At 70.5% G+C, this 23,720-nt stretch carries 20 protein-coding genes; 7 read left to right on the top strand and 13 right to left on the bottom strand.

Annotated features, from left to right (window positions below):
- Positions 1 to 143: 143 nt before the first annotated feature.
- From LZ604_RS26410 to LZ604_RS26395, 4 genes are all read right to left on the bottom strand, one after another.
- Complete coding sequence (locus tag LZ604_RS26410; RefSeq protein ID WP_234517992.1) at positions 144 to 2,417, bottom strand: hypothetical protein; 2,274 nt, start codon at positions 2,415 to 2,417, stop codon at positions 144 to 146.
- 224 nt (positions 2,418 to 2,641) lie between these two features.
- Entirely contained in the window at positions 2,642 to 3,061 is a 420-nt protein-coding gene (locus LZ604_RS26405; protein WP_234517990.1) for a DUF6113 family protein, read from the bottom strand.
- Positions 3,058 to 3,981 carry an N-acetyl-1-D-myo-inositol-2-amino-2-deoxy-alpha-D-glucopyranoside deacetylase gene (mshB, locus tag LZ604_RS26400; RefSeq protein ID WP_234517988.1) on the bottom strand — a complete coding sequence of 308 codons (924 nt, stop codon included), beginning with the start codon at positions 3,979 to 3,981 and terminating at the stop codon, positions 3,058 to 3,060. The genes LZ604_RS26405 and mshB overlap by 4 nt, the downstream gene beginning before the upstream one ends.
- Positions 3,982 to 4,046: 65 nt before the next feature.
- Complete coding sequence (locus LZ604_RS26395; protein WP_234517986.1) at positions 4,047 to 4,241, bottom strand: hypothetical protein; 195 nt, start codon at positions 4,239 to 4,241, stop codon at positions 4,047 to 4,049.
- Positions 4,242 to 4,444: 203 nt separating this feature from the next.
- On the opposite strand from LZ604_RS26395, the gene LZ604_RS26390 reads away from it, so the two are divergent.
- Complete coding sequence (locus tag LZ604_RS26390) at positions 4,445 to 6,565, top strand: S9 family peptidase (protein ID WP_234517985.1); 2,121 nt, start codon at positions 4,445 to 4,447, stop codon at positions 6,563 to 6,565.
- A gap of 159 nt (positions 6,566 to 6,724) precedes the next feature.
- Here the strand turns inward: LZ604_RS26390 and LZ604_RS26385 are convergent, their stop codons facing one another.
- The 5 genes from LZ604_RS26385 to LZ604_RS26365 are packed head-to-tail and all read right to left on the bottom strand — an operon-like array spanning position 6,725 to position 12,360.
- Positions 6,725 to 7,828 carry an ABC transporter ATP-binding protein gene (locus LZ604_RS26385; protein ID WP_234517984.1) on the bottom strand — a complete coding sequence of 368 codons (1,104 nt, stop codon included), beginning with the start codon at positions 7,826 to 7,828 and terminating at the stop codon, positions 6,725 to 6,727.
- Positions 7,815 to 8,795, bottom strand: coding sequence for an ABC transporter ATP-binding protein (locus tag LZ604_RS26380; protein WP_234517983.1), 981 nt, complete (start codon positions 8,793 to 8,795; stop codon positions 7,815 to 7,817). The genes LZ604_RS26385 and LZ604_RS26380 overlap by 14 nt, the downstream gene beginning before the upstream one ends.
- Positions 8,796 to 8,804: 9 nt before the next feature.
- Positions 8,805 to 9,791, bottom strand: a complete 987-nt coding sequence (locus LZ604_RS26375) for an ABC transporter permease (RefSeq protein ID WP_234517982.1) — start codon at positions 9,789 to 9,791, stop codon at positions 8,805 to 8,807.
- Positions 9,784 to 10,707 carry an ABC transporter permease gene (locus tag LZ604_RS26370; RefSeq protein WP_234517981.1) on the bottom strand — a complete coding sequence of 308 codons (924 nt, stop codon included), beginning with the start codon at positions 10,705 to 10,707 and terminating at the stop codon, positions 9,784 to 9,786. Before LZ604_RS26370 ends, LZ604_RS26375 begins: the two co-directional genes overlap by 8 nt.
- A gap of 33 nt (positions 10,708 to 10,740) precedes the next feature.
- Positions 10,741 to 12,360: a peptide ABC transporter substrate-binding protein gene (locus tag LZ604_RS26365; RefSeq protein ID WP_234517980.1), complete on the bottom strand. Its 1,620-nt coding sequence runs from the start codon at positions 12,358 to 12,360 to the stop codon at positions 10,741 to 10,743.
- A gap of 351 nt (positions 12,361 to 12,711) precedes the next feature.
- On the opposite strand from LZ604_RS26365, the gene LZ604_RS26360 reads away from it, so the two are divergent.
- The 6 genes from LZ604_RS26360 (at position 12,712) to LZ604_RS26335 (ending at position 19,458) form a co-directional block, all read left to right on the top strand.
- A complete protein-coding gene (locus LZ604_RS26360) occupies positions 12,712 to 13,236 on the top strand; it encodes a hypothetical protein (RefSeq protein ID WP_234517979.1) in 525 nt (174 codons plus the stop codon).
- A gap of 358 nt (positions 13,237 to 13,594) precedes the next feature.
- Positions 13,595 to 15,442 (top strand): ABC transporter substrate-binding protein, encoded by a 1,848-nt coding sequence (locus LZ604_RS26355; protein ID WP_234517977.1) that lies wholly within the window; start codon positions 13,595 to 13,597, stop codon positions 15,440 to 15,442.
- 47 nt (positions 15,443 to 15,489) lie between these two features.
- Positions 15,490 to 16,557, top strand: a complete 1,068-nt coding sequence (locus LZ604_RS26350) for an ABC transporter permease (RefSeq protein WP_234517975.1) — start codon at positions 15,490 to 15,492, stop codon at positions 16,555 to 16,557.
- Positions 16,554 to 17,477 carry an ABC transporter permease gene (locus LZ604_RS26345; RefSeq protein WP_234517973.1) on the top strand — a complete coding sequence of 308 codons (924 nt, stop codon included), beginning with the start codon at positions 16,554 to 16,556 and terminating at the stop codon, positions 17,475 to 17,477. The genes LZ604_RS26350 and LZ604_RS26345 overlap by 4 nt, the downstream gene beginning before the upstream one ends.
- Positions 17,474 to 18,472 (top strand): ABC transporter ATP-binding protein, encoded by a 999-nt coding sequence (locus tag LZ604_RS26340; protein WP_234517971.1) that lies wholly within the window; start codon positions 17,474 to 17,476, stop codon positions 18,470 to 18,472. Before LZ604_RS26345 ends, LZ604_RS26340 begins: the two co-directional genes overlap by 4 nt.
- The gene (locus LZ604_RS26335; RefSeq protein ID WP_234517970.1) at positions 18,469 to 19,458 is read left to right on the top strand and encodes an ABC transporter ATP-binding protein; all 990 of its coding nucleotides are present in this window, start codon (positions 18,469 to 18,471) and stop codon (positions 19,456 to 19,458) included. Before LZ604_RS26340 ends, LZ604_RS26335 begins: the two co-directional genes overlap by 4 nt.
- A 122-nt stretch (positions 19,459 to 19,580) precedes the next feature.
- Here the strand turns inward: LZ604_RS26335 and LZ604_RS26330 are convergent, their stop codons facing one another.
- From LZ604_RS26330 to LZ604_RS26315, 4 genes are read right to left on the bottom strand one after another with little or no spacing between them, the layout of a single operon-like run.
- Positions 19,581 to 20,729, bottom strand: a complete 1,149-nt coding sequence (locus tag LZ604_RS26330; protein ID WP_234517969.1) for an ABC transporter ATP-binding protein — start codon at positions 20,727 to 20,729, stop codon at positions 19,581 to 19,583.
- Complete coding sequence (locus LZ604_RS26325) at positions 20,722 to 21,783, bottom strand: ABC transporter ATP-binding protein (RefSeq protein WP_234517968.1); 1,062 nt, start codon at positions 21,781 to 21,783, stop codon at positions 20,722 to 20,724. Before LZ604_RS26325 ends, LZ604_RS26330 begins: the two co-directional genes overlap by 8 nt.
- Positions 21,784 to 21,795: 12 nt before the next feature.
- A complete protein-coding gene (locus tag LZ604_RS26320) occupies positions 21,796 to 22,734 on the bottom strand; it encodes an ABC transporter permease (RefSeq protein WP_234517967.1) in 939 nt (312 codons plus the stop codon).
- Complete coding sequence (locus LZ604_RS26315; RefSeq protein ID WP_234517966.1) at positions 22,727 to 23,653, bottom strand: ABC transporter permease; 927 nt, start codon at positions 23,651 to 23,653, stop codon at positions 22,727 to 22,729. The genes LZ604_RS26320 and LZ604_RS26315 overlap by 8 nt, the downstream gene beginning before the upstream one ends.
- Positions 23,654 to 23,720 lie beyond the last annotated feature (67 nt).

Genomic DNA, 23,720 nt, shown 5'->3' with positions numbered 1-23,720 from the left:
GGGGGGGGGCCCCCCCCCCCCATTCACCTTGTGCGGCGCCCCCCCGGGCCCGGGGGGGGGGGGGGGGCGGGGCGGCGGCCGGGGGGGGGGGGGGGGGGGGGCGCCGGCCCCCCCGCCCCCCCCCCCTCCCCTGTGCCTGCCGGTCAGCTCGGGTTCGTGTCGATCGTCCCGACGCGCGTCGCCGTGGTCTTGCCGAGAAGGGCCGGCCGCAGTGCGCCGATCACGTCCTCCACGGTGACCGGCGTCTTCTTGCCGGTGCCCCGGCTGATGAGGACACCGTCGAACGCGTGGCCGTACAGCTTCTGCAGGGCCGCCTTGTCGTACGACTCGACGAGCTTGCCGTCGACGGCCTTCACACCGAGGAACTTCCACAGGGAGTTCTGCGGGCTGAACGCGACGCCATGGGTCGCGTCCACCCGCACGATCACGTTGGCGGACATCGCGGGCTCGGCGAACGCCTTCATCATCCGGTCGACCTCGGCGTTCGGGACCGTCGGCTGACGGGTGGTCGTGGGCACCCGCACGGGCGTGCCGGTGTCGGTCTCCACCTCGGTGCGGTAGGCCTGCACGACGGCCTGGATCGAGCCGGCGACGTCGATGCCCTTGCCCGCCTTGCCGTAGACGGCGACGGCCTTGCCGGACCGGAACTCGATCGTGCCCTCGATCATCGAGCCGGAGCCGCCCGCGGCGCGCTCCAGGGCTGCCTGGAGCTTCTCCTCGTCGACCGGCATCACGGGTTCGACGACGCGGTGCTGCCCGAAGAGCGAGCCGATCACCGACACCGGGTTGTAGTCGCTCTCGGCCGCGGCGGCCACGGTGGCCTTGCTGTCGAGCTGGAGGCCCGACTGGTCGGGCTTGAGGGCGACCGTCTTGCCGTCGACCGACAGCTGAAGCGGCTTGTCCGTACGGCTGCCCAGCGCGGATTCCAGCTTCCGGGTCGCCTCGTCGCGGGTGCCGCCGCCGATGTCGACGCCGAGAACGGTGGTGCCCTTGGGCACGTCGGAGTGGTTCATCAGCAGTCCGGCGCCGTAGGCGACACCGGCGACGACGACCAGGCCTCCGGCCAGCAGCACCAGCTTGTTGCGGCCCTTCTTCTTGGCCGGCTTCGCCGCGGCGGTGTTCTGCGCCCTGGGCGGGTCGGGCAGCTTCGGGGGCGTGTGCGGCACCGGTCCGCCGGAGGTGGAGCCCGCGTCGAACGGGCCGCGCTGGGCGCCCGGCGGAACCACCGGGATACCGCTGGTGACGGTGTGTCCGGAGACGTTGTCGCCGGGACCGCCGAAGCCCTGGGGGCCCTGTTCGGGGGCGGGCTTCTGCGGGGTGAGGATCGCGGTGTCGTCGCTGAGCCCGCCGCCGGGGCGGCCCTGGCCCGCGGCGATGCCGGGCACGCCGGGACCGAGCGGTCCGGGGGCGGCGCCGGGGGTGCCCGGCATGCCGGGCGCCGGCAGGCCCGGGCCGCCGGGGCCGGGGGCGTTGAAGCCGGGACCGCCGGGCGGAGGGCCGGAGAGCGTGGGAGGGATGACCGGTCCGTCGCCGGTGACCGGGCCGCCGGTGGGTCCGGTCGGTCCGGAGGGGCCGGAGCGGCCCGGCTCGGTGAAGCCGGAGCGGCCCGGCTCGGTGAAGAACGGCAGGTCGTCGCGACGGGGCTCGCCGCCGTCGTCGGAGCCGAGGTCGGAGCCGATGGCCGGGAACGAGGCGGTGCTGGCCGCCACCGCGTCGGACACGTCGAAGGAGCCGGTGCCGCCGCCGTGTCCCGGCGCGACGGGGCCCGCACCGGTGGCACCCGGGAACCCCTTGCCGTTGGTTCCGCCGGGGCGCACACCGGGCGTACCCGCGCCTGCCGTGCCCCCTCCGATCCGTGCGCCGGGGCCGCCCGGCGCACTCGGAGCGCCTGGGCGCCCGGCACCGACGCCGTTCGCACCGGAAGTGCCGGGCCGCGCACCGCCCGCGCTGTGCGGGCCTTGTATGCCCGAATTGCCGGGCAGGCCGGCGCCGTTGGCCGAACCACCGCCCTGCGGGCCCGCGGCCGGCGCGGGCTTGCGGGGTGCGAACCAGTCGCTCGTCTTCTCCTCCGCCGGGGCGGAGGGCTCCGCCGGGGCCTCCTGCACGCCGAGCGCACTCATGGTGCCGGTGGTCTCGGAGTCGCTGCCCGCGTCGTCGCCGGCGTCGGAGGTGTCGGCGTCCGCGACGGGTGTGCGCACGACGACCGGCGGAATGGGACGCGACCCGGGGATGTTGATCCGGATCCGGGTCGTCAGCGTGGTCTCGGTCTTGCGTTCCTCCGGCTGCGTGGCCGGGCGGCTCCCGTCCGCACCGTCCGAGGAAGCCATGGGGGTCCCGTACGGCGGCGTCCCCGACGGGTACGCGGATCCACCGCGTCCGTTGGGTCCGGCGGACGAACTGTCAGTTTCACGACTCAAGGCAGGTTCTCCCGGTTGGCTCCACCGCCTGTTTCGACCTCAACAGGTGGGGCCTCCCCGCTCGACCGAAGCCGAGAGCGTGCGGGAGGCTCGGCGGCGCGCACCACCATACTGGCCACTCGTGGCCTGCAGACCGCGGCCGTGAGGGAAACCGCACCGGACCCCCACCGGCCCGCCCCGTTTTCCGGGGGGACATCCCGTGATTCGGGTGGCGAAGTGGTGCGTCACTTACCAAGTCGGGCGCCGGAGCCGCCGGGTTGCCGCCCCGGAGCAAGAGTGGCGCAGATCACAGCGATGCCCATTCCGCCGAGCAGGAACAGATACGAGCCGACGCCCGCGCCGAACAGGAAGTCCCCTTCGGGGCGGCTGGCGGTGAGAAGCACCACGGCGACCATCCACCCGGCGGCGGGCGCGAGGGCCCCCGCCCTGGCCCCCGTGGCCCACCCGCCACCGACGAACAGCCCGGCCGCGCCTGCGAGCGCGAGCAGCAGTCCGCCGGGGAACCAGCCGCTCTGGACGAGCCCGCCCGCCACACCGGTCATCGCGCCGAGCACCAGGAGGCCGAGGTAGGCGGCGACCCGCCCGGCCGAGGGCAAAGTGAGCGGCTGTGCAAGTGCATTCGGCTGCTTGCCCGTGGGGGTCATGGGGCCACTCCTTCGAACAGGTCCGTCTCATGGGGGCCGTCGCCTGCCCAGCTTACGGCCGGGGGGACTCCCGACCTGCTTCGCTCGCCGTGCGCCAACTCGTAGTACTCGGTGGTGAACAGCGGCTGAGCCAGTGCGTTGGAGAGCGCGAACCAGGGCACCGCGACCTCGATCTGGGTGGCGTGCGCCCGCATCGCCGCGGCCTTCGCGGCAGCGAAGGCCGTGCCGTCGATCTCGGTGGTGACCACCGGGTCGTCGACCACGCCGGGGACGTCGTCGACGGCCGCCGCCCCGGCGAAGGGCGTCGTGCCGAGCGCCTCGCCGAGCCGGGCGAAAGCGGACTCGGCGACCGAGCGCGGTGTCCGGTTCCAGTAGACCTTGAGGATCTCCCAAGGCGCGCCGAGGTCCGGCCGGAAGCCGGGGTCGGCGGCCAGTTCGGCGGCCCGCACGGCGACGCGGTGCGCCTGGATGTGGTCCGGGTGGCCGTAGCCGCCGTTCGCGTCGTAGGTGACGAGGACCTGGGGACGGACCTCCCGGACGACCGCCACCAGATGGCCGGCCGCCTCGTCGAGGTCGGCGGACCAGAAGGCGCCCGGGCGGTGGTTCTGCGGGGCGCCCGCCATCCCGGAGTCGCGGTAGCGGCCCGGCCCGCCGAGGAAGCGGTGGTCGGTGACACCCAGCTCCTTCATGGCGGCGGCCAGTTCGCCCGCGCGGTACGGCCCCAGGGCGTCGTCACGGTCCGGCGCGAGATGCGCCAGCGCGGGCGGGATGACCTCGCCCTCCTCCCCGAGGGTGCAGGTCACCAGCGTCACCCGGGCGCCCTCGGCCGCGTACTTGGCCATGGTCGCGCCGTTGTTGATGGACTCGTCGTCGGGGTGCGCGTGCACCAGGAGCAGACGCCGGTCGGGCAGATCCGTCATGGATCCCACCCTACGAGGCGACCGGAGCCCCGCACGCCCCACCGGCTGCGCCGGCCCGGCGCGGGTCAGAACTTGATGCTGCCGATCATCCCGGCGATGTTCGTCGTCAGATCGTGGATCGTCGGGGCGACGGTCGAGGAGGCGAGATAGAAACCGAGCAGCATGCAGACGATCGCATGCCCGGCCTTCAGCCCTGACTTCCTGATCAGAAGGAAGACGATGATCGCCAGCAGCACCACCGCCGAAATCGAGAGTGCCACGGCGGCTCACCTCCAAAGATCCACAGGGGCAGGGGGTCGGACTATGGGGGCAACATATCCATGCGGAAAACGCCACGCAGATAAATCCACATAGATGCCAGCGGGTTCATACCCACTATGCGCTAGTGATCATAACTATCCGTACGTGCGCATCGGTCGGCGCACGGCCGCACAAGGGGGCGCATGGCCAATATGGTCGGGGCATGACGACCGAGCCTGCTTCCTTTCCCCGACGGCACGCGCGGACCCAGCGGTTCACGCTCGGCGCGCCGCGCGCGTTCACCGTCGCGCCCGACGGTTCCCGTGTCGCGTTTCTGCGATCCGCCTCGGGCACGGACCGCGCACACCAGTTGTGGATCCTCGATGCGACGGACGGCTCCGAGCGCCTGGCGGCCGATCCCGACGCGCTGCTCGGGGGTGCCGCCGAGGAGTTGGCGCCCGAGGAGCGCGCCCGGCGGGAACGCAGCCGCGAGGGCGGTGCCGGAATCGTCGGCTACGCCACCGACACAGCCCTGGAACTGGCGTCTTTCGCGTTGTCGGGGCGGCTCTTCACGGCGGAGCTGCGGGCGGGCACGGCACGCGAACTCCGGGTACCGGGCCCGGTGATCGACCCACGGCCGGCTCCCGACGGACGGCACATCGCCTACGTCTCCCGCGGCGCCCTGCGGTTGGCGGGAGCCGAGGGCGAGGGCGACCGGGCGCTCGCGGAGCCGGAATCGGAGTCCGTGACATACGGACTGGCCGAGTTCGTCGCGGCCGAGGAGATGAGCCGTACGCGGGGCTTCTGGTGGTCGCCGGCCTCCGACCGGCTGCTCGTGGCACGCGTGGACGACACGCCCGTGCGCCGCTGGTGGATCTCCGATCCGGCGCATCCCGGCCGGGAACCGCAGGCGGTGGCGTATCCGGCGGCGGGCACCGACAACGCGGACGTCCGCCTGTTCGTCATCGGGGTCGACGGGGTGCGCACCGAGGTCGTCTGGGACCGGGCGGGCTACCCGTATCTGGCGCGAGTGCACTGGTCGGCAGCCGGTGCGCCGCTGATCCTCGTCCAGGCGCGTGACCAGCGCGGCCAGCTGTACCTGGCCGTGGACCCGGACTCCGGGGCGACCCGGATGGTGCACGCGGAGGAAGATCCACATTGGCTGGAACTTTTCCCCGGTGTGCCGTGCTGGAGCCCCTCAGGACAGCTGGTGAGGATCGCCGACGAGGGCGGCGCGCGCGTGCTCGCGGTCGGCGAACGCCCGTTGACCGGGCCGCAGTTGCACGTACGGGCGGTGCTGGACGTATCGGACTCCGATGTGCTGGTCGCGGCCTCCGCAGGGGAGGCGGCCGCCGGTCCGGAGATCGGCGAGGTCCATGTGTACCGGGTCAATGAGCTGGGTGTGGAGCGTGTGTCGCAGGAGCCGGGTGTGCACTCGGCGGTACGCGCCGGGGGCGTGACCGTGCTCGTCTCCTCGGTTCCCGACCTCCCGGGTGCCCGGGTTCAGGTGCTGCGGGACGGCAAGCGCATCGCGACGGTGGCGTCCCACGCCGAGCATCCGGGCATGTCCCCGCGCGTCACACTGACGCAGGGGGGCCCACGGCGTATCCCATGCGCGGTACTGCTGCCCAGGGACTACTCCGGTGACACCCCCCTGCCCGTCCTCATGGACCCCTACGGAGGCCCGCACGGGCAGCGGGTGGTTGCCGCGCACAATCCGCATCTGACCTCGCAGTGGTTCGCCGACCAGGGCTTCGCCGTGGTGGTCGCGGACGGCCGGGGCACCCCGGGCCGCTCCCCCGCCTGGGAGAAGGCGGTCAAGGACGAACTGGCTGCCGTGGTGCTCCAGGACCAGGTCGACGCGCTGCACGCCCTGGCCGGCGACTTCCCGCTCGACCTGTCCCGGGTCGCGATCCGAGGCTGGTCCTTCGGGGGCTATCTGGCGGCCCTCGCGGTGTTGCGCCGCCCGGACGTGTTCCACGCGGCGGTGGTCGGCGCCCCGGTGACCGACCTGCGGCTGTACGACACCCACTACCAGGAGCGCTATCTGGGACACCCGGGCGAACAGCCCGAGGTCTACCGCCGCAACTCCCTGATCGACGACGCGGGCCTGGTGGACGCCGCGGAACCGGCTCGCCCGATGATGATCGTCCACGGTCTGGCCGACGACAACGTGGTGGTCGCCCACTCCCTGCGCCTGTCCTCCGCCCTGCTGGCCGCGGGCCGCCCCCACGAGGTGCTGCCGCTGTCCGGGGTGACCCATATGACGCCGCAGGAAACGGTCGCCGAGAACCTGCTGCTGCTCCAGCGGGACTTCCTCAGGCGCGCCCTGCATCAGGGCTGAGCGGCGCGGGAACGGGCAACGGGCCGGGATGCAGAGCGCATCCCGGCCCGTACACGGCACCCGCACGGCCGTACGCTGTTCACTGTCCTGCGTCCGTATATCGGAATCGCGTCGGTCAAGTTGCCTGTGTGTTAACGAACTTCCTCCGCATTTGTATGTTTATGCGGGCTCCTCATGGGGCTCACCCCCCGGCACCGGGGGCTGACCGGGGGGATGTCCCGGCGTCGCCTCCTCAGGCGGCACCACCCGTCTCTCCTCCGCGAAATGGCAGGCCGAGTCGTGCGCGGCCGGTCCCCCCTGGGCTCGGAAGCGTTCGGGGACCGCGAGCGGCGGCACCTCCAGGGCGCACCGCTCCCTGGCCTTCCAGCAGCGGGTGCGGAAGCGGCAGCCGGACGGGATGTGCGCCGGGGAGGGCACATCACCGCTCAGGATGATCCGCTCCCGGCGCTCCCGTGCCTCCGGGTCGGGCACCGGCACGGCGGACAGCAGGGCCTGGGTGTAGGGGTGCGTGGGATGGTCGTAGATCTCCGTGTCGCGGCCGATCTCCACGATCCGTCCGAGGTACATCACGCCGACCCGGTCGGAGATGTGCCGCACGACCGACAGGTCGTGGGCGATGAACACGTACGACAGTCCGAACTCGCCCTGGAGGCGCGCCATCAGATTGACCACCTGCGCCTGGACGGACACGTCCAGCGCGGAGACCGGCTCGTCGGCGACGACGATCTCCGGCCGCAGCGCCAGCGCCCGCGCGATGCCGATGCGCTGGCGCTGGCCGCCGGAGAACTGGTGCGGATAGCGGTTGATGTACTCGGGGTTGAGCCCGACCACGTCGAGCAGCTCCTGCACGCGCCGGCGCCGGTCCCCCCTGAGCGCGACCTCGGGATGGATCTCGTACGGCTCCCCGATGATGTCGCCCACCGTCATACGGGGGTTGAGGGAGGTGTACGGGTCCTGGAAGACCATCTGGATGTTGCGCCGCACCGCCTTCAGGGCGCGTCCGGACAGCCTGGTGATGTCCTCGCCCTTGTACCGGATCGCACCGGAGGTCGGCCGCTCCAGGGTGACCAGCAGCCTGGCGAGCGTCGACTTGCCGCAGCCGGACTCGCCGACGATGCCGAGGGTCTCGCCCCGGACCAGGGTGAAGTCGACGCCGTCGACCGCCCGGACCGCGCCGATCTGCTTCCTGAAGAGGACCCCCCGGGTGAGCGGGTAGTACTTGACCAGCCCGCTGACCTCGAGGATCGGTTCATGACCGGCCATGCAGGCACTCCCTCCAGAAGTGGCAGGCGCTCCCGCGGTCCCCGGAGACCTCGTAGAGCGGCGGCACATCGGTGAGGCACACGTCCCGGGCCATCGGGCAGCGGGGGTGGAAGGCGCAGCCCGGCGGGATGTCCATGAGGTTCGGCGGCAGGCCCTTGATCGCGGACAGCTCCCGGCCCTTGCGGTCGAGCCGGGGGATGGAGTCGAGCAGGCCCCGGGTGTAGGGATGGGCGGGCGCCTTGTAGAGGTCGTGGACGGGGGCGGACTCGACGATCCGGCCCGCGTACATGACCGCGATGCGGTCGGCGACGTCCGCGACGACGCCGAGGTCGTGGGTGATGAGGACGAGTCCCATGCGGTATTCGCGCTGCAGTTCGGCCAGCAGGTCCATGATCTGGGCCTGGACCGTGACGTCGAGGGCGGTGGTGGGCTCGTCGGCGATGATCAGGGCCGGCTGGAGGGCCAGCGCCATGGCGATCATGATGCGCTGGCGCATACCGCCGGAGAACTGGTGCGGATAGTCGCGCACGCGCTGGGCGGCGGCCGGGATCCCCACCCTGACCATCAGTTCGACGGCCCTGGCCCGGGCGTCCTTCTTCGACATCCCGCGGTGCACCACGAACATCTCGCCGAGCTGGTCGCCGACGGTGAGCACGGGGTTGAGCGCGGACAGCGCGTCCTGGAAGATCATGGCCATCTCGGCGCCGCGGACCCTCCTGCGCTCCTCGTCCTTCAGGGTGAGCAGGTCCCGCCCGCGGAAGAGGACCCGGCCGCCGGTGATCCGGCCGGGCGGCACGTCGAGGATCCCCATGACGGCCTGTGCGGTGACGGACTTCCCGGAGCCGGACTCGCCGAGCACCGCGAGGGTCTCCCCCTCGTCCACGGCGTAGCTGACGCCGTTCACGGCCCGGGCGACTCCCTCCCGGGTCCGGAACTCCACGTGCAGGTCCCGTACGTCCAGCAGCATGACGACGGCTCACCTCAGCTTCGGGTCGAGGGCGTCGCGCACCGCGTCGCCGAGCATGATGAACGCGAGCACGGTGATCGCGAGGGCGCCGGAGGGCCACAGCAGCGCGTGCGGGGCGTTGCGGATGTACGGGGAAGCGGCGGAGATGTCGATCCCCCAGGAGACGCTGGGCGGCTTCAGCCCCACCCCGAGGTACGACAGGGTCGCCTCCAGTGCGATGTAGGTGCCGAGCGCGATGGTCGCCACGACGATCACCGGGGCGATGGCGTTGGGCGCGATGTGCCGCAGCAGGATGCGGGAGGGGGAGGCGCCCAGGGCGCGGGCGGCCTGTACGTAGTCGTTCTGCCGGGCGGTGATGACCGCGCCGCGGGCGATCCGGGAGATCTGGGGCCAGCCGAGCAGCACCATGAATCCGACGACCGGCCAGACCGTGTTGCTGGTCACGACCGAGAGCAGGACCAGGCCGCCGAGCACGACCGGGATCGCGAAGAAGATGTCGGTGGTACGGGAGAGGATCGCGTCCCAGGCCCCGCCGAAGAATCCGGCGAGCCCGCCCAGGACCGAGCCGAGGATCGCGACGCCGAGGGTGGCGCAGACGCCGACCGTGACCGAGGTACGGGCGCCGTGGATCGTCCGGGTGTACACATCGCAGCCCTGCCCGTCGAATCCGAACGGATGCCCGGACCGGGGGCCCTCCTGGGCCTTGGACAGGTCGCATGCGAGAGGGTCGCCGGGGGCGATCAGAGACGGCCAGACCGAGATCAGGACGAGGAAGAGGATCACGAGCGCGGAGGCGATGAAGACCGGGTTCCGCCGCAGATCCCGCCAGGCGTCCGACCACAGGCTGCGCGGTCTGCCCGCCGGACCCGTGCCCCGAGGACCGCCGCCGCCGGGCCTCCTCTCCAGGGTGCTCGCCTCACTCGCGGCCAGGTCCATCGCGCCCCCCATACCGGTCCCCGCGATGGCACCCTCGGGCTGCTGCGGCTGCTCAGGCATAGCGGATCCTCGGGTCGAGTACGGCGTACAGGAGATCGACGAGCAGATTGGCCACCAGGAAGACCAGCACCAGCACGGTCACGAAGCCGACGACCGTCTGGGTGTTGTGGCGGAGGATCCCCTGGTAGAGCTGGTAGCCGACGCCGTGGATGTTGAAGATCCGCTCGGTGACGATGGCGCCTCCCATGAGGGCGCCGATGTCGGTGCCGATGAAGGTGACCACGGGGATGAGCGAGTTGCGCAGCAGATGCCGGAGGATCACCCGCCGGCGCGGCAGCCCCTTCGCGACGGCCGTGCGGACGTAGTCGGACCGCCTGTTCTCGGCGATGGAGGTCCGGGTCAGCCGGGTGACGTAGGCGAGCGAGACGGAGGCGAGGACCAGACCGGGCACGATCAGCTCGCCGAGGGCGGCCTGGTAGGAGACCGACGGCCGGACCCAGCCCCACTGCACGCCGAGCAGCAGCTGGAGCAGCAGACCGGTGACGAAGGTCGGCACCGAGATCACGACGAGGGTGAGCAGCAGGACCGAGGTGTCCACGGGCCGCCCGCGGCGCATGCCGGTGATCACACCGAGCGCGATCCCGATGACGACCTCGAAGAGGACCGCGACCACGGTCAGCCGGACGGTCACCGGGAAGGCGGTCCCCATCAGCTCGGTGACCGGCTGTCCGTTGAAGGCGGTGCCGAAGTCGCCGGTGAAGACGTTGCCCATGTAGGTCGCGTATTGCTGCCACAGGGGCTTGTCGAGGCCGAACTCCCGGCGCAGCTGGGCCGCCGTGGCGGGGTCGCACTGCCGTTCGCCGCACAGGCCCGCGATGGGGTCCCCCATCACGTTCACCATCAGGAAGATCAGCAGGGTGGCGCCGAGGAAGACCGGAATCATCTGCAGCAGACGCCGGATGACGTACCGTCCCATGGGGCCTCCTGGGGTTGGGCGTGGCCGTGGCGCTCAGCCGACCCTGATCTCGTTGTAGACGGGAACGCTGAACGGGTTGAGCGCCACATGGGTCAGGCGCTGCGCATAGCCGGCGCTGCCGTTCTGGTACCAGAGCGGGATGGCGGCCATGTTGTCCCGTACGACCTTCTCGGCGTCCTGGAACAGCCTCACGGCCCGTGCCTTGTCCGACTCCGCGTTCGCCCGGTCGACGAGCCGGTCGAAGTCCTTGTCGGACCACTGGCCGTCGTTGGAGGAGGCGCGCGTGTAGTAGAGCGGCTGCAGGAAGTTCTGGATCAGCGGGTAGTCCATCTGCCAGCCGGCCCGGAACGGGCCCGGCATCTTGTGCCGGCCGATCTGGTTGCGGAAGTCGGCGAAGGTCCCGACCGGGTTGCCGACACACGCCTTGTCGTCGCCGAGGGCACGGTTGATGGAGTTGCACAGGGCGTCCACCCACTCCCGGTGGGAGCCCGCGTCCGCGTTGTACGCGATCCTGACCTGGCCGCCGGGCAGTCCGCCGCCTTCCTGGACCAGCTTCCTGGCCCGGACCGGGTCGTAGGTGCAGGCACTGCCGCACAGCCCCTCCTGGAAGCCGCCGTCGACGCCGAGCACCGGGGAGGTCCAGTCGCTCGCCGGGGTGCGGGTGTCATGGAAGATCCTGTGGGTGATCTGCTTCCGGTTGATCGCCATGGACAGACCCGTGCGGACCTTCTCCGCCCCCGGCTTGTTCCACCGCGGGTCGTAGAACGGGAAGGCGAGGGTCTGGATGATCCCGGCCGGGGTGTTGATGTAGCGGCCGCCGAGGTCCGCCTTGACGTTCTTGAGCTGCGCGGCGGGCACATCGTCGACGAGGTCGAGGTTGCCGGCCAGCAGATCGGTGTAGGCGGTGTTGCCGTCGGTGTAGACCTGTAGATCCACTCCGTTGTTCTGCGCCCCGTCCGGGCCGGGATAGCCCTCCCACTTCCTCAGGGACATCATGAAGCCCCTGGTGTAGGACTTGACCAGGTACGGCCCGTTGCCGACGGGCTTCTTCAGCCAGTCGCCGTGGTGGTCGAAGAACGCCCTCGGCAGCGGGGCGAACGCCACATAGCCGAGGGTGTCCGGGAACGTCGAGAACTTCTGGCTGAGCCTGATGGTGAAGGTGCGGGGGCCGGTCACCCTGAGACCGGAGAGGGTGTCGGCGCGCTGGGAGCCGGTCTCGGGATGCACCTTGTCGTAGCCGTCGATGTATCCGAAGAAGTACGCGTTCCTCTGGTTGTTCCTCAGGCCGGCGCCGTAGTTCCAGGCGTCGACGAAGGACTTGGCGGTGACGGGCTCGCCGTCGCTGAACGTCCAGCCGTCCTTGACGGTGACGGTGAAGTTCTGCGAGTCGGTGGTCTCGATCTTCTCGGCGAGCATGTTCTCGGCCGCGCCGGTCCTCGGGTTGTAGCGCTTGAGCCCGCGGAAGAGCATGTCGAGGACCTTGCCGCCCTGGACCTCGTTGGTGTTGGCCGGTTCCAGCGGGTTCGGCGGGTCACTCCAGGACGAGCTGAGCACCCCGGGGGCGGTGCCCCCGCCACCACCACCGCAGGCGGCCGCCGAGAGGGCTGCCGCCATCGCGGCCGCCGCCCATCGGGCGTGCCTCGCTCCACGCATGGGGTGCCTCCTCGTGAACGCTTCCGGCCGGCGCTGCGCCGCCGGCGTCGGAGCACCGATCCACTATCGGTCCATATTGACTCATAACGGACGCGGCACGCAGTCCCTCTACCCGTCCGGACCGCCCGTCCCCCGTCTGGCGGGATCCGCTCGCAGCGCACCGCCCCGACGCCCGGCCCCCGACGGCACCACCGCCTCCGCACCGCTCACGGAGCGAAGCTCAAGCGTCACTCAAATAGCTTCCGCCCCAAAGGAGTTGGCTGGAAGGATCTGTCGTGTCCCGAACAAGGGGCCGGACAGGAACGCCGCGCCGCCCCTCCTTCCACCCGAAAGGCGATCATGAAGCGTGCCATGAGTGCCGTCCTGTCGACCGCGCTGCTCAGCGCCGGAGCCGTGGCGGTGTCCGCTCCGACGGCTTCCGCGGGCGTCAGGTGCGACGACACCCCCATCTACAGCATCGGCGACAAGAAGACGGTGTGGGTGCCGACCAACGTGCACAGCGACTGGGCGAGACCCGGCGTGACCATCAGCTACGCCAAGAACAAGACGGGCAGCTGGACGGCCACGGGTACCGTGCAGCTCGGCACCGAGGCCGGGGTCATCTTCGCCAAGGCCTCGACCTCGTTCAGCGTCTCGGTGGGCAAGACCTGGTCCAAGTCCGACACGTGGACCTACTCGGCCAAGGTCGAGAAGAAGAAGGGCAAGACCAAGGGCCGCCTCATGATGTACCACGAGGCCAAGGGCTTCAGCGTCACCAAGTACCACCTGGAGCCCAACGGCAGGCAGCAGTGCGTGAAGCACAGGGTGTGGAAGAAGACCGGCGTCGTGGCGCCGGCCAAGCGCAACAACAACCTGTGGGGCATCCAGTACGGATGATCCGCGCCGGAAGGACGTGACGTCCGTCCGCCCCCTTGAGGGAACCGCTGCGCACGGAGGGCATCCGTTCCCCGCTCCGCCCCGCTGGACTCGTCCGGCGGGGCGTTGTGCTGCTCCGGGGCCGACGCGGCACGAACCGAGCCTCCGTCAGGTCTCCACCAGGGAGGCTTCACCGGTGTGGACCAATGACTGTACTGGTGTACGTCAAACCGGCTTTTGCGCAGGCCAGATGGGGTGTACGCGCCGTTGACGCGTGCAGACGGCCGCTGATAGACACACCCTCACCCCGCCGAGGCCCCGGTACCGATCAAGCAGTCCAGCAAGCCGTCCTGTACGAGCGATGACGCGAGGTCGATCGATGAGCACGCAAGACCAGCACGGCAGAGGACACCCCCACCCGGCCAGAACACGGCTCCGCGCCCCCCGGCTCCTGGCCGCCGCCCTGACGCTCGCGACGGCTCTCGGGGCCACCCTCGCCCCCGCACCCCAGCGGGCCGCGGCGAAGGAGAAGAGGGTCCTCACCGTGGCGGTCGCCCAGAGCGTCGACTCGCTGAGTCCGTTCCTCGCGACCCGCCTGGTCAGCACGAGCATCCACCGGCTGATGTACGAGTATCTGACCGACTACGACCCGCGGGACGCCCATGTCGTCCCGGGCCTGGCCACCGCTTGGAAGCCGTCGCCGGACAAGCTGACCTGGACGTACACCATCCGCTCCGACGCGAAGTGGTCGGACGGCAGGCAGGTCACCGCCGAGGACGCGGCCTGGACGTTCCGGAAGATGATGACCGACGAGGGGGCCGCCACCGCCAACGGCAGCTTCGTCGGGAACTTCGCGAAAGTCACCGCGCCGAGCCCCACCAAGCTGGTCATCGAACTGAAGAAGCCCCAGGCCACGATGACGGCGCTCGACGTACCGATCGTGCCCAAGCACGTCTGGGACAAGGTGAGGGACTTCTCGAAGTTCAACAACGACAGGAGTTTTCCCGTCGTCGGCGACGGTCCGTTCGTGCTCACCGACTACAAGCCCGACAGCTATGTGCGCCTGCAGCCCAACAAGACCTTCTGGCGCGGCGCTCCGAAGTTCGACGAGCTGGTCTTCAAGTACTACAAAGACGGTGACGCGGCGGTCGCGGCTCTGCAGAAGGGCGAGGTGTCCTTCGTCAGCGGCCTCACGCCCGCGCAGACCGCCGCGCTGCGCGGGCAGAAGAACGTCAAGGTGAACGAGGCGCCGGGCCGGCGCTTCTACGCGCTGGCCACCAACCCCGGGGCACACGCGCGAAACGGCCGGAGGTTCGGCGACGGACACCCCTCACTGCTGGACGAGCGCGTTCGGCACGCCCTGTTCATGGCGGTCGACCGCAGGACGCTCATCGACAGGGTCTTCCAAGGCCACGCGGTCCAGGGCGAGGGGTACATCCCGCCGCGCTTCTCGACGTACTTCTGGAAGCCGTCGGCGGACCAGGAACTCTCCTACGATCCGGCAGGGGCCGCCCGGCTCCTCGACGAGGCGGGCTACCGGAAGAACGGCGACGGCAGGCGCGTGGGCAAGGACGGCAGACCGATCACCTACCGCCTCCTGTGCCACGCCACCGACCCGAACGACAAGGCGGTCGGCCAGTACCTCAAGGAGTGGTGGGGCAAGCTGGGCATCGGGGTGACGCTCGACTGCCTCGACAACGTGACCGACCCCTGGCTCGCCGGCCGATACGACCTCGCCTTCGACGGCTGGTCCGTCAACCCCGACCCGGATTTCGTCCTCTCCATCCACACGTGCGCCGCGCTTCCCGCCACCCCGAAGGACACCGGCGCGACCGACAACTTCATCTGCGACAGGAAGTACGACGAGCTGTACGCACGGCAGCTCGCGGAGTACGAACCCGCCGAACGGGCGGACGTCGTCAAGCAGATGGAGTCGCGGCTGTACGACCTCGGGTACATGAACGTCATGGCGTATCCGAACGCGATGGAGGCCTACCGCACGGACCAGATCGAGTCGATCACCACCATGCCGGAGAAGAGCGGGAACATCTACGGCCAGGACGGCTACTGGAGCTGGTGGTCGGCGGTTCCGGCCGACTCGGGCACGTCGTCCGGCGGCGGCTCGACCGGCATCGTGATAGGGGTCGGTGCGGGGTTCGTGGCGCTCGCCGGCGCCGGGGCGTTCCTCGCGCTGCGCCGCCGAGCCACCGCCGAGGATCGCGAGTAGCCCATGAACCGACCGACCGTACCGGTCCCTGACCGGGCAGGGTCCTCATGACCGCCGACGCGGCGTCCGCGCCGGCCGCGAGGCCGGACGCCCCGCCCGCCGGCCAGCCGCCGGACCGCGGCCCGCGGGCAGGCGGCGGGACCGCCTATCTGCGGTACGCGGCGGGGAAGGCGGGCGGCGCCGTCGTCTCCCTGCTGGCCGTCCTCGTCACCAGCTTCTTCCTGTTCCGGCTGATCCCCGGGGACCCGGTCAAGTTCATGACGGGCGGCCGGCCGGTGTCGGCCGGGCAACTGGCGGCCTATCGCCGGGAGTTCGGTCTCGATCTCCCTCTGTGGCGGCAGTTCACCGACTACTGCGGCAAGGCGCTCACCGGTGACCTCGGCACCTCGTACCAGTTCCGGGCACCCGTCGTCGACAAGATCGCCGATGCGCTGCCGAACACCCTGCTGCTCACCGGCACCGCGTTCGTCCTGTACAGCGCCCTCGGCATCCTCCTCGGTACGCGGTCGGCGTGGCGCCACGGGCGCGTCGGCGACCGGGTGAACACCGGACTGGCGCTCACCCTCTACTCGGTGCCGTCGTTCTGGCTGGGGCTGCTGCTCATCATCGTGTTCTCGGTGGGCGCGGGACCCGTCCCCGGCCTCTTCCCCACGGGAGGCATGGAATCGGGCGGCAAGGAGGGACTCGCGTACGCCGTCGACGTCGCCCATCACCTCGTCCTGCCGGTGATCACACTGGTCGCGGTGGAGTACGGGCAGACGCTGCTGGTCACCCGCTCGGCACTGCTCGATGAGATGGGCGGCGACTACCTGACCACCGCGCGCGCCAAGGGCCTCCGGGACGACCTGGTCAGACGCAGGCACGCCGTGCCCAACGCGCTGCTCCCGACGGTGACGCTGATCTTCGTCAACCTCGGCCGGACCGTGGCGGGCGTGATCCTCGTCGAGACCGTGTTCTCCTGGCCGGGCCTCGGCGGGCTCTTCTACCAAGCGCTGAGCGTGCCCGACCTCCCCCTGGTCCAGGGACTGTTCTTCGTCTTCGCCGCGGCGGTGATCGTGATGAACACACTGGCCGACCTCGTCTATCCACTGCTCGACCCCCGGGTGGGCCGATGACGACCGAAACCGCTCCCCCGACGGCCCAGGCCGGTCCCCGGGCGCTCGCCTGGCAGCGCCGCCGTCACTCCGTCGCACGGTTCTGGAAGCAGTACCGCACCCGCCGCGCCGGTCTCCTCGGCCTGGCCACGCTCGTTCTCTTCGCCCTCGTCGCGGTGACCGCACCGCTGACGGTCGGCTCGGACGTGTCGAGCGTGACGGCCGCACCGGGCCGGCCGCTGCAGGGGCCCAGCGGGGAACTCCCGCTGGGCGCCGACCGATTCGGGCGCGATCTGCTGGGCCTGCTGGTGTGGGGGGCGCGGGTGTCGCTGCTGGTCGGACTGCTGGCGGCGGTGCTGTCCGTGGCCATCGGCACGCTGGTCGGGGTCACGGCCGGGCACTTCCGCGGCATGTACGCCACCGTGATGATGCGCATCACGGACTGGTTCCTGGTGATGCCGACACTGGTCCTCGCCATCGCGCTCGCCACCGTCATGTCCCGCTCCCTCGGCACGGTGATCCTGGCGATCGGTGTGACCTCCTGGCCGACCACGGCCCGGCTGGTGCGAGCGCAGACACTGGCGGTGGAGTCCCGGCCGTACATCGAGCGTGCCAGGGCGCTCGGCGGCGGCCACCGGCACATCATGCTCCGGCATGTGCTGCCGAACGTCATGCCGCTGGTGCTGGCCCAGACGACCCTGATGATCTCCTCGTCGATTCTGGCCGAGGCCACTCTCGCCTTCCTCGGCCTGGGCGATCCCACGGTCGTGTCATGGGGCGGCCTGCTCCAGGACGCACGGGAGGCGGGCGCGGTCAGCTCCGGGGACTGGTGGTACCTGGTGCCACCGGGTGTCGCCATCGCCGTGGTCGCCCTGGCGTTCACGCTGTGCGGCCGTGCGGTGGAGTCCGTTCTCAATCCCAGGCTGGGGGTGGCGCGTTGACCCTGCTGGAGGTCCGGAACCTGGAGGTGACCTACCCGGGCGGCGCGGCCGCGGTGCGCGGCGTGGACCTCTCGCTGGACGCGGGCCGGAAGCTCGGCATCGCGGGCGAGTCGGGCTGCGGCAAGTCCACGGTGGCGCTCGCGCTGCTCAGACTGCTGCCGGCCGGGACCCGGATCGCCGGGGAGGTCCTGCTGAACGGTGAGGACGTGCTGACCATGCGGTGGGGGCGGGTGCGGGCGGTCCGCTGGGCGGGCGCCTCGATCGTCTTCCAGGGCGCGATGCACTCGCTCAACGCCGTGCACCGTATCGGCGACCAGATCGCCGAGCCGATCCTGCTGCACCGCAGGGCGACCGCGGCCGCGGCCAGGAGGCGGGCCGGTGAGCTGCTGGAGCAGGTCGGACTGCCGGCCGCGCGGGCGACGGCGTACCCGCATGAACTGTCGGGCGGTCAGCGCCAACGGGTCATGATCGCCATGGCGCTGGCCTGTGATCCCCGGCTGGTCGTCGCCGATGAACCGACCACGGCCCTGGACGTGATGGTTCAGGCGCAGATCCTGCGGCTGATCGGGGACCTCGTCGCCGATCAGGACCTGGGCCTGATCATGATCAGTCACGATCTGGCCGTGCTCGCCGACACCTGCGACCGGCTCGCGGTGATGTACGCGGGCCGCGTGGTCGAGGAGGGGGCCGCCAGGGCGGTCTACGAGGACGCCCACCACCCCTACGGCAAGGCCCTGTCGGCCGCGTTCCCCCGCATCGGTGACCCGGCCTGCCGGTTCGCCCCGCGCGGACTGGCCGGCGATCCTCCGGACCCGTCCGCCGTGCCCTCCGGCTGCGCCTTCCACCCGCGCTGCCCGGTGGCACTGGACCTGTGCGCCACACAGGACCAGGCGCTGCGGGACCTGGGGCAGGGACGGCGCGCGGCCTGTGTGCACGTGGAGGACGCGGTCTCCGGCGCGGCCGCCGCAGCCGAGGACACGAGGAGCACGGCATGACGACGACACCGCCCCTGCTCAGCGCACGGGGGCTGCACGTGGCCTTTCCCGGGCGGCACGGCGGTGCGCCGAGCCGGGCCGTGGACGGCGTGGAACTCGACATCCGGGCCGGGGAGATCGTGGCCCTCGTCGGCGAGTCGGGCTGCGGCAAGACGACCCTGGCCCGGGCGCTGCTGGGCCTGGTGCGGCCGACCGCGGGGCACGTCGGCTTCGGCGGCACACCCCTGGAGTACACCTCGCGGTTCTTGAAGGCCTACCGCAGACGCGTCCAGCTGGTGCTCCAGGATCCCAGCGGATCGCTCAACCCTCGGCACACGGTGTACGACGCGGTGGCCGAAGGGCTGCGGATCCACGGGTACGCGGGGGACGAGCGGGCGGCGGTCGGCGAGGCCCTGTCCAAGGCGGGCCTTCGACCGCCCGAGCGTTTCCTTCTGCGTTATCCGCACGAGTTGTCGGGAGGCCAGCGCCAGCGCGTGGTGATCGCGGGGGCGCTCGTCCTGGAGCCCGAAATCATCGTCGCGGACGAGCCGGTGGCCTCGCTCGACGCCTCCGTGCGCGGTGAGATTCTGGCGCTGCTCCTTCGCCTGCGGACCGAGTTCGGCCTGGCCGCGCTGGTGGTGACGCACGATCTGGGCCTGGCGTGGAACATCGCCGACCGGGTCGCGGTGATGTACCTGGGCCGGATCGTGGAGACGGGCGCCGTCGAACAGGTGCTGACGGCGCCCCGGCACCCGTACACCCGGGCCCTGCTCTCCGTACTGCCGGAGACGCCGGGCGAACCGGTGGTGCTGACCGGCGAGCCCCCGGACCCGTCCCGCATTCCCGCCGGCTGCCGCTTCCACGCCCGCTGCCAGGTCCTGGCGAGCGGCGAGGCGGAGCGCGCGGGTGTCGCCGACGCGTGCCGCAGCCGGGACCTGGAGATACTCGGCGGCGGCACCGGGGAACAGGTGGCGTGCCACTGGGCCGGAGCCCAGGTGGTCACCTGACCTGCCGCGCGGGCCGTTCGTCATCCGGCGCCGGCCGCCGGGCCGGACAGCCGACCCCGCCCCGGAAAAGCCGGTTCCCGGCACCTCACGAGATGCCGGGAACCGAGCGGGGCGGGGAGCCGTCACGCCGCGTGCACGACGTCCTTCTCCTCGGCGAAGTGGCAGGCCGACTCGTGGGCCGCCGGGGAGTCCGAGCCCTTGAAGCGCTCGGGGACGGCGAGGAGCGGCATCTCCTCGGCGCACCTGTCCTGGGCCTTCCAGCAGCGGGTGCGGAAACGGCAGCCCGAGGGCGGGTTGGCCGGGGACGGCACGTCACCGGTGAGGATGATCCGCTCGCGGTGCTCGCGGGCGTCCGGGTCCGGCACCGGGACCGCCGACAGCAGCGCCTGGGTGTAGGGGTGCGTCGGGTGGTCGTAGATCTGCTCGTCCGTTCCGATCTCGGCCATCTTGCCGAGGTACATCACGCCCACCCGGTCGGAGATGTGACGGACGATCGACAGGTCGTGGGCGATGAAGATGTACGACAGGTTGAACTCGTTCTGCAGCCGCTCCATCAGGTTGATCACCTGCGCCTGGACCGACACGTCCAGCGCGGAGACGGGCTCGTCGCAGATGATGACCTCGGGGTTCAGCGCGAGGCCGCGGGCGATGCCGATGCGCTGGCGCTGACCGCCCGAGAACTGGTGCGGGTAGCGGTTGATGTACTCCGGGTTGAGGCCGACGACGTCCAGCAGCTCCTGCACCTTGCGGCGCCGGTCGCCCTTCGGGGCCGCCTCGGGGTGGATGTCGAAGGGCTCACCGATGATGTCGCCCACCGTCATACGGGGGTTGAGCGACGTGTACGGGTCCTGGAAGATCATCTGGATGTTGCGGCGGACCGCCTTCAGGGCACGTCCGGACAGCCTGGTGATGTCCTGGCCCTTGTAGAAGATCTCGCCGGCCGTGGCCCGCTCCAGGTTCATCAGGAGCTTGGCCACCGTGGACTTGCCGCAGCCGGACTCGCCCACGATGCCCAGGGTCTCCCCCTGGTACAGGTCGAAGGAGATGCCGTCGACGGCCTTCACCGCGCCGATCTGACGCTTGACCACGATGCCCTGCGTCAGCGGGAAGTGCTTGACGAGGTTGCGCACCTGCAGGATCGGCTCGCCCCGGTCGACGTGCGCGTCCAGGGCGGCGACCGCCTCCTCCTCGGAGTGCACGTCGGCGACCTCCACGTCGGAGACGTTCGGCGTCGCGTCCGTCGGCTCGTCCGCCTTGGTCAGCTCAGCCATGGATCGTCTCCTTCCAGAAGTGGCACGCGCTGGCGCGGCCCGGCAGTTCGGTCCCGTCCCGCTCGGTCACGGGGACCAGCGGCGGAAGCTCGGTGCGGCAGATGTCCTGCGCCTTCTCGCAGCGCGGGTTGAAGGCACAGCCGCTCGGCACCTTCAGCAGGTTGGGCGGCAGACCCTTGATCGCGTAGAGGTCCTGGCCCTTCTGGTCCAGGCGCGGGATCGAGTCGAGCAGACCGCGGGTGTAGGGGTGGGCCGGGCGCTTGTACAGCTCGTGCACCGGCGCCGTCTCCACGATGCGGCCCGCGTACATCACCGCGATCTTGTCGGCGACGTCCGCCACGACGCCGAGGTCGTGGGTGATGAGGATCAGGCCCATTTGGTACTCGCGCTGGAGTTCCGCGAGCAGGTCCATCACCTGGGCCTGCACCGTCACGTCGAGAGCCGTGGTGGGCTCGTCGGCGATGATCAGGTCCGGCTCCAGGGCGAGCGCCATGGCGATCATGATGCGCTGGCGCATACCGCCGGAGAACTGGTGCGGGTAGTCGTTCACGCGGGCGGCCGCGGCCGGGATCTTCACCCGGTCCATCAGCTCGATCGCCTTGACCTTGGCCTCCTTGCGGGACAGCCCCTGGTGGACGCGGAACATCTCACCGAGCTGGTAGCCCACACTGAGCACCGGGTTGAGCGAGGACAGCGCGTCCTGGAAGATCATCGCGATCCGCGCGCCGCGCAGCTTGCGCCGCTCCTCGCCGGACATCTTCAGCATGTCCCGGCCGTGGAAGAGGATCTCCCCCTGGGGGATGCGGGCCGGCGGCATGTCGAGGATGCCCATGATCGCCTGCGCGGTCACGGACTTGCCGGAGCCGGACTCGCCGAGCACGGCCAGCGTCTCGCCGGAGTCCACCGAGTAGTTGACGCCGTTGACGGCCTTGACCAGGCCCTCGCGGGTCTGGAACTCGACGTGCAGGTCACGCACTTCGAGCAGCGGGCCGGTCTTCTCGGCGTCGCCGGATCGCGGAGCCGGGATGGCGTCCGTCGGGTCGATGATGGTCACGTACGCCTCCCTTTAGCGCATCTTCGGGTCGAAGGCGTCGCGGACGACGTCGCCGAGCATGATGAACGCCAGCACGGTGAGGCTCAGGGCGCCGGCCGGGAAGAGCAGCGCGTGCGGCGAGGTCAGGAATCGGTCCTGGGCGTCACTGATCATCAGACCCCAGGAGATGTTCGGGTACTGGATACCGATGCCCAGGTAGGACAGGGCGGCCTCGGCGGCGATGTAGACACCGAGGTTCATCGTGGTGATGACGATGACGGGGGCGAGCGTGTTCGGCAGGATGTGCCGGAACGCGATCCGTCCCGAGCCGGCGCCGAGCGCCCGGGCGGCCATCACGTAGTCGTTGTACTTGTTCGAGATGACCTCGCCGCGCATGATCCGGAAGACCTGCGGCCAGCCGAGGATCGCCATGATGAACGACACCGACCAGACGTCACCGGTGCGCCAGATCGACATGATCAGCAGACCGCCGATGATGAGCGGCAGCGCCGAGAAGACCTCGGTGATCCGGGACAGCAGCGCGTCGAGCCAGCCGCCGACCAGACCGGCCAGCATGCCGAGCAGGCCACCGATCAGGGTGGTCGCGATGGTGGTCACCACACCCACGACGATCGAGTTGCGCGTGCCGTACACGGTCCGCGTGTAGATGTCGCAGCCCTGCACGTCGAAGCCGAACAGGTGCCCGGAGGACGGACCGTTCATGGAGTTCTGCAGCTGGCAGAAGCCGTCCGAGAACGGGGAGCGCGACGTGAACAGGCTGGGCGCGATAGCCAGCGCGAGCAGGCAGACGATGACGAAGGCGGTCACCAGGAACATGGGCCGCTTGCGCAGGTCCGCCCAGCCGTCCTTGAGCAGGCTCGCCTGCCGGGCCGCGGCCTTCTCCTCGGCCTCGATCTCCTTGGCGAGGGCGGCCTCGTCGGTGGTGGGCCTCTCTATCGTCTTCTCACTCATAACGGATCCTCGGGTCGAGCACGGCGTACATCAGGTCTACGAGGAGGTTGGCGACCAGGTAGATCAGCACCAGCAGGGTCACCAGACCGACCACGACGGGCCGCTCGCGCAGATAGACCGACTGGGCCAGCTGGCCACCGATACCGGGCATGTTGAACACCCGCTCGGTGATGATCGCGCCACCCATGAGGGCGCCGAGGTCGAAGCCGAGGAAGGTGACGACCGGGATCAGGGAGTTGCGCATGGCGTGCAGGCCGATGACCCGGCGCCGCGGCAGACCCTTGGCGATGGCGGTGCGCACGTAGTCGGCCCGGATCGACTCCGTCAGGCTCGACCGGACGAGCCGCGCGATGTACGCCATGGAGGTCGAGGCGAGCACGACCGCCGGAAGGATGTAGCTCTGCGGCCAGCCCTTCTCGATGCCGGAGATCGGCGTGATCTTCATGTTCATGCCGAATTCCAGCTGGAACACACTACCGAGCACGAAGACCGGGATCGAGATCAGCACGAGGGTGGCGACCAGCACCACGTTGTCGAGGAACTTGCCCCTCTTCAGCGCGGAGAGGATGCCCGCCAGGATGCCGATGACGGCCTCGACGGCGAAGGAGGTCAGGCCGAGCTTCAGCGTGACGGGGAACCGCTGGGACACGATGTCCGAGATGGCACGGCCGTTGTACGTCTCACCGAGGTCACCGGTGAATACGCCGCTGATGTAGTGCCAGTACTGCTGATACAGCGGCTCGTTGAGGTGGTAGTGGTCGCGGAGGATCGCCGCGATGTTCGGGTCGGCGCGCTTGTCGCCGGCCAACGCCTGGATCGGGTCGCCGGGCAGCGCGAAGACCAAGCAGAAGATGATGAACGTGACGCCAATCACCACAGGGATCACCTGCAGAAGGCGGCGCACGACGTATCGGCCCATGGGTACTCCAGAGGGGGGTGCTGGACCCGTCCGCGGCCGGGGCGGCGGCACGGTCGGACGGGAGACG

Source organism: Streptomyces glomeratus, assembly GCF_021462825.1.
Taxonomy (GTDB): Bacteria; Actinomycetota; Actinomycetes; order Streptomycetales; family Streptomycetaceae; genus Streptomyces; species Streptomyces glomeratus.
This window is presented reverse-complemented; position numbering and strand designations above follow the sequence as displayed.

Excerpts from the sequence above, each read along its gene's own strand:
- LZ604_RS26345 (WP_234517973.1), top strand. The coding sequence starts at position 16,554 with ATGACGACCGAAACCGCTCCCCCGACGGCCCAGGCCGGTCCCCGGGCG.
- LZ604_RS26380 (WP_234517983.1), bottom strand. The coding sequence starts at position 8,795 with ATGCTGCTGGACGTACGGGACCTGCACGTGGAGTTCCGGACCCGGGAG.
- LZ604_RS26320 (WP_234517967.1), bottom strand. The coding sequence starts at position 22,734 with ATGAGTGAGAAGACGATAGAGAGGCCCACCACCGACGAGGCCGCCCTC.
- LZ604_RS26350 (WP_234517975.1), top strand. The coding sequence starts at position 15,490 with ATGACCGCCGACGCGGCGTCCGCGCCGGCCGCGAGGCCGGACGCCCCG.
- LZ604_RS26390 (WP_234517985.1), top strand. The coding sequence starts at position 4,445 with ATGACGACCGAGCCTGCTTCCTTTCCCCGACGGCACGCGCGGACCCAG.
- LZ604_RS26385 (WP_234517984.1), bottom strand. The coding sequence starts at position 7,828 with ATGGCCGGTCATGAACCGATCCTCGAGGTCAGCGGGCTGGTCAAGTAC.
- mshB (WP_234517988.1), bottom strand. The coding sequence starts at position 3,981 with ATGACGGATCTGCCCGACCGGCGTCTGCTCCTGGTGCACGCGCACCCC.
- LZ604_RS26335 (WP_234517970.1), top strand. The coding sequence starts at position 18,469 with ATGACGACGACACCGCCCCTGCTCAGCGCACGGGGGCTGCACGTGGCC.
- LZ604_RS26365 (WP_234517980.1), bottom strand. The coding sequence starts at position 12,360 with ATGCGTGGAGCGAGGCACGCCCGATGGGCGGCGGCCGCGATGGCGGCA.
- LZ604_RS26355 (WP_234517977.1), top strand. The coding sequence starts at position 13,595 with ATGAGCACGCAAGACCAGCACGGCAGAGGACACCCCCACCCGGCCAGA.
- LZ604_RS26315 (WP_234517966.1), bottom strand. The coding sequence starts at position 23,653 with ATGGGCCGATACGTCGTGCGCCGCCTTCTGCAGGTGATCCCTGTGGTG.
- LZ604_RS26405 (WP_234517990.1), bottom strand. The coding sequence starts at position 3,061 with ATGACCCCCACGGGCAAGCAGCCGAATGCACTTGCACAGCCGCTCACT.
- LZ604_RS26375 (WP_234517982.1), bottom strand. The coding sequence starts at position 9,791 with ATGCCTGAGCAGCCGCAGCAGCCCGAGGGTGCCATCGCGGGGACCGGT.
- LZ604_RS26330 (WP_234517969.1), bottom strand. The coding sequence starts at position 20,729 with ATGGCTGAGCTGACCAAGGCGGACGAGCCGACGGACGCGACGCCGAAC.
- LZ604_RS26360 (WP_234517979.1), top strand. The coding sequence starts at position 12,712 with ATGAGTGCCGTCCTGTCGACCGCGCTGCTCAGCGCCGGAGCCGTGGCG.
- LZ604_RS26370 (WP_234517981.1), bottom strand. The coding sequence starts at position 10,707 with ATGGGACGGTACGTCATCCGGCGTCTGCTGCAGATGATTCCGGTCTTC.